This window comes from Enterococcus sp. VV15 (assembly GCF_005236045.1).
Taxonomy (GTDB): Bacteria; Bacillota; Bacilli; order Lactobacillales; family Enterococcaceae; genus Enterococcus_B; species Enterococcus_B durans.
The window spans coordinates 1-6,016 of sequence record NZ_QPTY01000060.1 but is presented as its reverse complement, the minus strand read 5'-3'; the positions used below and the strand labels follow the sequence as shown (position 1 = coordinate 6,016).

General features: G+C 38.5%; 5 protein-coding genes. 3 read left to right on the top strand and 2 right to left on the bottom strand.

Annotated elements, in window-relative coordinates; all coding sequences use genetic code 11:
* On the top strand, positions 1-1,618 hold a 1,618-nt coding region (locus DVW83_RS15720; protein ID WP_238699430.1), incomplete at its 5' end, for a hypothetical protein.
* A gap of 360 nt (positions 1,619-1,978) precedes the next feature.
* Here DVW83_RS15720 and DVW83_RS13885 read toward each other — a convergent pair.
* Together DVW83_RS13885 and lexA are read right to left on the bottom strand one after the other, a co-directional pair.
* Entirely contained in the window at positions 1,979-2,197 is a 219-nt protein-coding gene (locus tag DVW83_RS13885) for a hypothetical protein (RefSeq protein ID WP_104661420.1), read from the bottom strand.
* A 153-nt stretch (positions 2,198-2,350) separates the two neighbouring features.
* Complete coding sequence (lexA, locus tag DVW83_RS13880; RefSeq protein WP_005875859.1) at positions 2,351-2,974, bottom strand: transcriptional repressor LexA; 624 nt, start codon at positions 2,972-2,974, stop codon at positions 2,351-2,353.
* Positions 2,975-3,120: 146 nt separating this feature from the next.
* Between lexA and DVW83_RS13875 the strand changes: the two genes are divergently transcribed.
* Positions 3,121-3,372, top strand: a complete 252-nt coding sequence (locus tag DVW83_RS13875) for a DUF896 family protein (RefSeq protein ID WP_104661419.1) — start codon at positions 3,121-3,123, stop codon at positions 3,370-3,372.
* Between the two features lie 100 nt (positions 3,373-3,472).
* Complete coding sequence (gene tkt / locus DVW83_RS13870) at positions 3,473-5,467, top strand: transketolase (protein ID WP_104661418.1); 1,995 nt, start codon at positions 3,473-3,475, stop codon at positions 5,465-5,467.
* Positions 5,468-6,016: the final 549 nt, after the last annotated feature.

The window sequence follows — 6,016 nt, the reverse complement described above, 5'->3', positions numbered from 1 at the left end:
AAACAGCCCCATGACGATTCTAAGATTCCACCCAGAAATCAATCAATTTCGTGGTGAAACATTCTTGGAGAAAAAGATGTGGGAAGCTGAACTTAAGGAGGAGTATGCTGAGGTTGAAACAAATTATCACAGGACAGGAGGACCATCGCAACCTGGGCCATCGCAACCTGGACCATCGCAAAATGTACCACTACCAAAGCTTGATTTGAGTGAGTATTTAAGAATTGCAGAGGAGGCAAGAAAACTTCCTACTATTCCAGATAGATCAGCTACGTGGAATGCCTTGAGACAAGCATATACAAATACTCAATTAAATCAACGGCGGGTTCCAACGTGGGATCTAACGGTACAACCTCAGAGATTGACTAATTTTATTCCAACTAGACCTATCGAGGTTCAGCCGTACTCTGCGGAAAACGAATTTATGCTAAAGATAGACTTAATAAGGAAGGATCTTAATCCCATATTCGCTCCCCCTCCTCACCAGCCTAAGCTCGACTTTCAAGTGATTAAGGGGGTCGATACAAGGAACTCGCCCGAATTTATCAGACCTTTTCAAGTAGAACTTAAAAAAGGACTTGATAAGGGAGAACGCGCATTTTTATATTTAAAAGATCGCTGCCGGTATTTGTCGACGATACCCGATATTTCAGCTACCAGAGAAGGTCAATATTTGGCGCAAATGTTTATAATAGAACATGCAGTCGATAAAAATCAGATACTACACGAGATTAATCAAAGATTGCTATCAATAGCAGAAAGAGGAGAACAAATACTTAAACAAACAAAAGATATGGGCTTTGAAAATGTTTGGATCGCATCTACTGATTTGGCTTTGAATCTAAATACAGGGAAATACGAATCACGATTAATAAAAGACGTAGCCCAAGCATTCATAAAACCAAGGGATCCGCAATCTAGAATGTTCCTCATAGCCGATTCTTTCCATTCACAATCTCATCCAGTTCTTGAGAAAAAGCAAGATTTATTCAAAATAATTCTACATGAAACGACACATCTTGGATCAAATACGGGTGATTTAGTGGTGTATCCGAGACAACGGAAAGGGTTTGAAATGAGTGGTAGTGATCTGTTAAGGGAGTATAATGCAAGATTTACTGAAATAATAAACTCTAAAGCGTTTAAAAATTTTGTCTATCGATTATCACAACAGCAAAATCTGCCGAATTTATCTCCAGATGCGGTTGCGAGCTCTTTAATTTTAGATGATATGTTACGAGTTAATCTTCAGATGGAGGATGCAGAAATGATAGCAGTTATCGTTAGAGATTTAAGCGAAAGAAGAGATTTTGATTTTAGAAAAAGGGTAGAAAGAAGTCTTGATGAACAACCATTAAAAGATCAACCATTAGAAGATCAACTAGCAACGATATTTCGAAATTACGCAGTGTCTTCTCTTTTTGATATAGACCACTATCAATTAAGTCCTCACTTGAATAAAACACAAGATCAAGCGAAACTAAAAATTACAGCAAATGTAAAAAAAGAAGAAAAGAGAAGTATATTAAAGGTTGTAGAAAAAGGAATAGAAAAAAGCAATGTTAGAAGACCAAATAATAAAAAAAGCTCAAAACTTGGAGAACTGGCAATAAATTAGGAATAAGCTAGATAGTCGTTTTCTGGTTTAAACTACAGAATTTTCGCTTAAAATAAGCGTTTTGAGTTTTCATTGAATATAAAAAATGGAAAAGTTCAATGTGGAGATTCGACAAACATGAGAATTTGAAATAAAAATTCGGAACGGTCATTTTTAAGAAGAGGCGCATTATGCGATCCGGTAAGACTTAACGAAGAGACGACAAAACATAGGTCGTTTGAACATGGTGAAAGCCAGCGTTTCAAGACGCTGGCTTAATATCAGAGGATTGTATCCTTAGCGCAAACCATTCTTTTTGAAGAAGAGATGAATGGATCGTAAATTTTTGTTCTGAAAATAAACAGTCAGTTCCTTGTTTCGTTAAGAATGCCTGGAACTGTAGTAGGATTCTTGATAAAAGGGATCATCATAATGCCGACGTCGTTCAGACTGACGGTATTTCTTTTCATCCCACAACATGAACCACAAAGTAAACAACGGAACAAACACTAAAAGTGCTGGTCGAATACCAAAGTTACCAATAACAATACCTAAGAATAATACTATTAATACCAAGCCAAGACGTCTCATTGATTTCATGATTTCTCACCTCATTAGTTTATGCGAACAAAAGTTCGTATTTATAGTATACGAACTTTTGTTCGATTTGTAAAGAGGGAAGCTGAAAAAATGAGCTACACCTTTTTACGGCACAGCTCATTGCTTTTGTCTATTTTGAAAATTCATGGCATCCTAATAAATATGACTGCGGTAAAGACCAACTACGCGGCCGAGAATGGATACTTGATCCAAAATGATCGGTTCTAATAAATCATTTTCTGGCTGAAGTCGGAAGTGGTCTTTTTCCTTGTAGAATCGTTTGCATGTTGCTTCATCTTCTGCTGTCATGGCAATGACGATATCACCGTTTTGTGCAGTTTCTTGTTTACGGACGATCACGTTGTCTCCGTCTAAAATACCTGCATTGATCATACTTTCGCCACGGATCGTTAACATAAACAAACTTCCTTCTTCAGAAGAAAGATTAGGCGGTACAGGGAAAAAATCCGAAGCATCTTCGACTGCTAAAATCGGCTCCCCAGCAGTAACCACCCCAAGTACGGGAATCGTGGAAGGTCGAACCCCGATTTTTGCCAAACCTTGTTTTGTCAATTCGATTGCACGAGGTTTTGTTGGGTCTCTTTGAATAAAGCCTTTTTTTTCAAGCCTTGCTAAATGGCCATGTACAGTAGAGGTAGAAGAAAGCTGAACGGCTTCTCCAATCTCTCTTACAGTTGGTGGGTAACCTTTTCGAGACACTTGTTCATGGATATATCGTAAGACTTCGATTTGTCTAGTTTCAGTTTGTCGGGCCACAAGGTACACCTTCTTTCAATTAATAACTAAAGCATATCATATAAAAGGTCTTGTTTCAAACAAATGTTCGTATTTATATTAGTTTATCCAGTTGTTTTTTTTCCGTTTTTTATATAATATGAAGTAGAGTAAAAGGAGGTCTCCATATGCTATCACCCGGAAAAATCGAGCGAATCAACGAATTGGCTCGGATAAAGAAAGAAAAAGGCTTATCAGAAGCGGAAAAAAAAGAACAATTAGAGTTAAGAGAAGAGTATTTAAATGCCTTTCGCTCGGGAATGAGACATCATATTGAAGGAATGAAAATCGTCGATCCTGAAGGAAATGATGTCACACCAGATAAATTAAAAGAAATCCAGAAGAAAAAAGGCTTACACAACCGGGAAAACAACTTTTAGTAAAAAATACTAAAAATCATTGCTTTTTCTAGTGGTATCTTATAAAATGGTATGTGAGTAATAAAGGTAAAAAAAACCTAAATTAATAGGAGGGGTTATTTTGTTTGACAAAATCGACCAACTTGGCGTAAACACGATTCGTACATTAAGTATTGAAGCAGTTCAAAAGGCAAATTCTGGACATCCGGGGCTACCAATGGGGGCAGCACCAATGGCGTATGCACTATGGACAAAACATTTGAAAGTAAATCCGACTACTTCTAAAAACTGGGCGGATCGTGATCGATTCGTATTATCAGCTGGTCATGGTTCTGCGATGTTGTATAGCTTATTGCATCTGGCTGGTTATCAAGTTTCGATTGATGATTTAAAACAATTTCGTCAATGGGATTCAAAAACACCAGGACATCCTGAAGTTAACCATACAGACGGTGTCGAAGCAACTACTGGTCCATTAGGTCAAGGTATTGCGATGGCTGTAGGGATGGCAATGGCAGAAGCACACTTAGCAGCAACATATAACAGAGAAAACTTCAACATCGTGGATCATCACACCTATGCTATCTGTGGGGACGGCGATTTGATGGAGGGCGTTTCTCAAGAAGCTAGCTCAATGGCTGGTCACATGAAATTAGGAAAATTGATTGTTTTGTATGATTCAAATGATATTTCTTTAGATGGCCCAACGTCAAAAGCCTTCACGGAAAATGTAGGGGCTCGCTATGAAGCATATGGCTGGCAACATATTTTAGTCAAAGATGGCAATGATCTTGAAGCAATCTCTAAAGCAATCGAAGCTGCTAAAGCAGAGACAGACAAACCGACATTGATCGAAGTAAAAACAGTGATCGGGTATGGATCACCGAAAGAAGGTACTTCAGCAGTTCACGGAGCGCCAATCGGTGATGAAGGAATCAAGATGGCAAAAAGCGTCTATGGTTGGGAATATCCTGACTTCACAGTTCCTGAAGAAGTAGCTGCTCGTTTCCACCAAACAATGGTGGAGGAAGGCCAAAAATCAGAAGCTGCTTGGCATGAAATGTTCAAGAACTATAAACATGCGTACCCTGAATTAGCTCAACAATTTGAAGATGCGTTTGCTGGGAAGTTGCCTGAAAACTGGGATGCTGAATTACCATCTTATGATGAAGGTAGCAGTCAAGCAAGTCGTGTATCAAGTAAAGAAGTGATCCAAGAGCTTTCTAAAGCAGTACCAAGCTTCTGGGGCGGTTCTGCTGATCTATCTGGTTCAAACAATACGATGGTCGTAGCAGACAAAGATTTCACTCCTGAACACTATGAAGGACGTAACATCTGGTTTGGTGTACGTGAATTTGCAATGGCATCGGCGATGAATGGTATCCAATTACATGGAGGCACACGTATCTATGGGGGTACATTCTTCGTATTCGTTGATTACTTGCGTCCAGCCGTTCGTTTAGCAGCTATCCAAAATACACCGGTAATTTATGTGTTGACACATGATTCAGTTGCTGTTGGTGAAGATGGACCAACCCACGAACCAATCGAACAATTGGCATCTGTAAGATGTATGCCAGGTGTTCATGTGATTCGCCCAGCTGATGGAAATGAAACTCGTGCAGCTTGGAAAGTCGCAATGGAATCAACGGATACACCAACGATCTTAGTATTGAGTCGCCAAAACTTACCTGTGCTTCCAACGACAAAAGAAGTTGCTGATACAATGGTGAAAAAAGGTGCATACGTGTTATCACCAGCAAAAGGAGAAACCCCTGAAGGTATCTTGATTGCTACTGGTTCTGAAGTAGATTTGGCTGTAAAAGCACAAAAAGAACTTGCTGAAGCTGGCAAAGATGTCTCTGTTGTTTCAATGCCAAGTTTTGATCTTTTTGAAAAACAATCAGCGGAATACAAAGAAAGTGTCTTGCCAAAAAATGTCAAGAAACGCGTAGCAATTGAAGCTGCTGCTTCCTTTGGTTGGGAACGTTATGTCGGCACAGAAGGAACAACGATCACGATCGATCATTTTGGTGCGTCTGCTCCAGGAAATAAAATTCTTGAAGAATTTGGCTTCACTGTTGAAAATGTCGTTCGTACATTTGAACAATTATAAAAAACACTGTTATATATTTGGCTCAAAAATAATCCGTGTTTGAATCCTCTATCTTCTAATGTGTTTTAGAATGATGAGTTGACGTCCAAACACTGAGAAAAAACTATCGACCGAGGATTTGTGCAGAATCTCGGTCGATAGTTTTGTGTTCATAAGGAAAGAGTCATCAATGTAGTTGTTCCTGCGTGCAAGTAGATGATCAGCAGGGGGGGCGCGTGAGAATCAAGAAATGGTGAAAAAAGCATGATTGGAGACGGCAAAAAAACAAGAAAACTTTGTTCGTCAAGGGAGCTGAATACTAGAAAACTTGACAAATGCTTCAAATTAGATTAAGTTGTTTCTTATCGCATCAACAGAAGGTGTTCGGTATTCTGTTTTACGATTGTTTTTATATTACGGATTATTTCGCTAATATTACTTAAAGATTACAAAAAGTAAATTTTTTAAGATTAGTTTGAGTTTCCTGAAATTTAGTCAAGTCCATAATCCTGTGTAAAATACTATACAATGTTTTACCGGTCTCTCATTGATCAAACTTAATATATTTTC

What these genes read in the sequence shown, in the direction of transcription:
- DVW83_RS13875 (WP_104661419.1), top strand. Translation starts at nt 3,121, where the DNA reads ATGCTATCACCCGGAAAAATCGAGCGAATCAACGAATTGGCTCGGATA.
- DVW83_RS13885 (WP_104661420.1), bottom strand. Translation starts at nt 2,197, where the DNA reads ATGAAATCAATGAGACGTCTTGGCTTGGTATTAATAGTATTATTCTTA.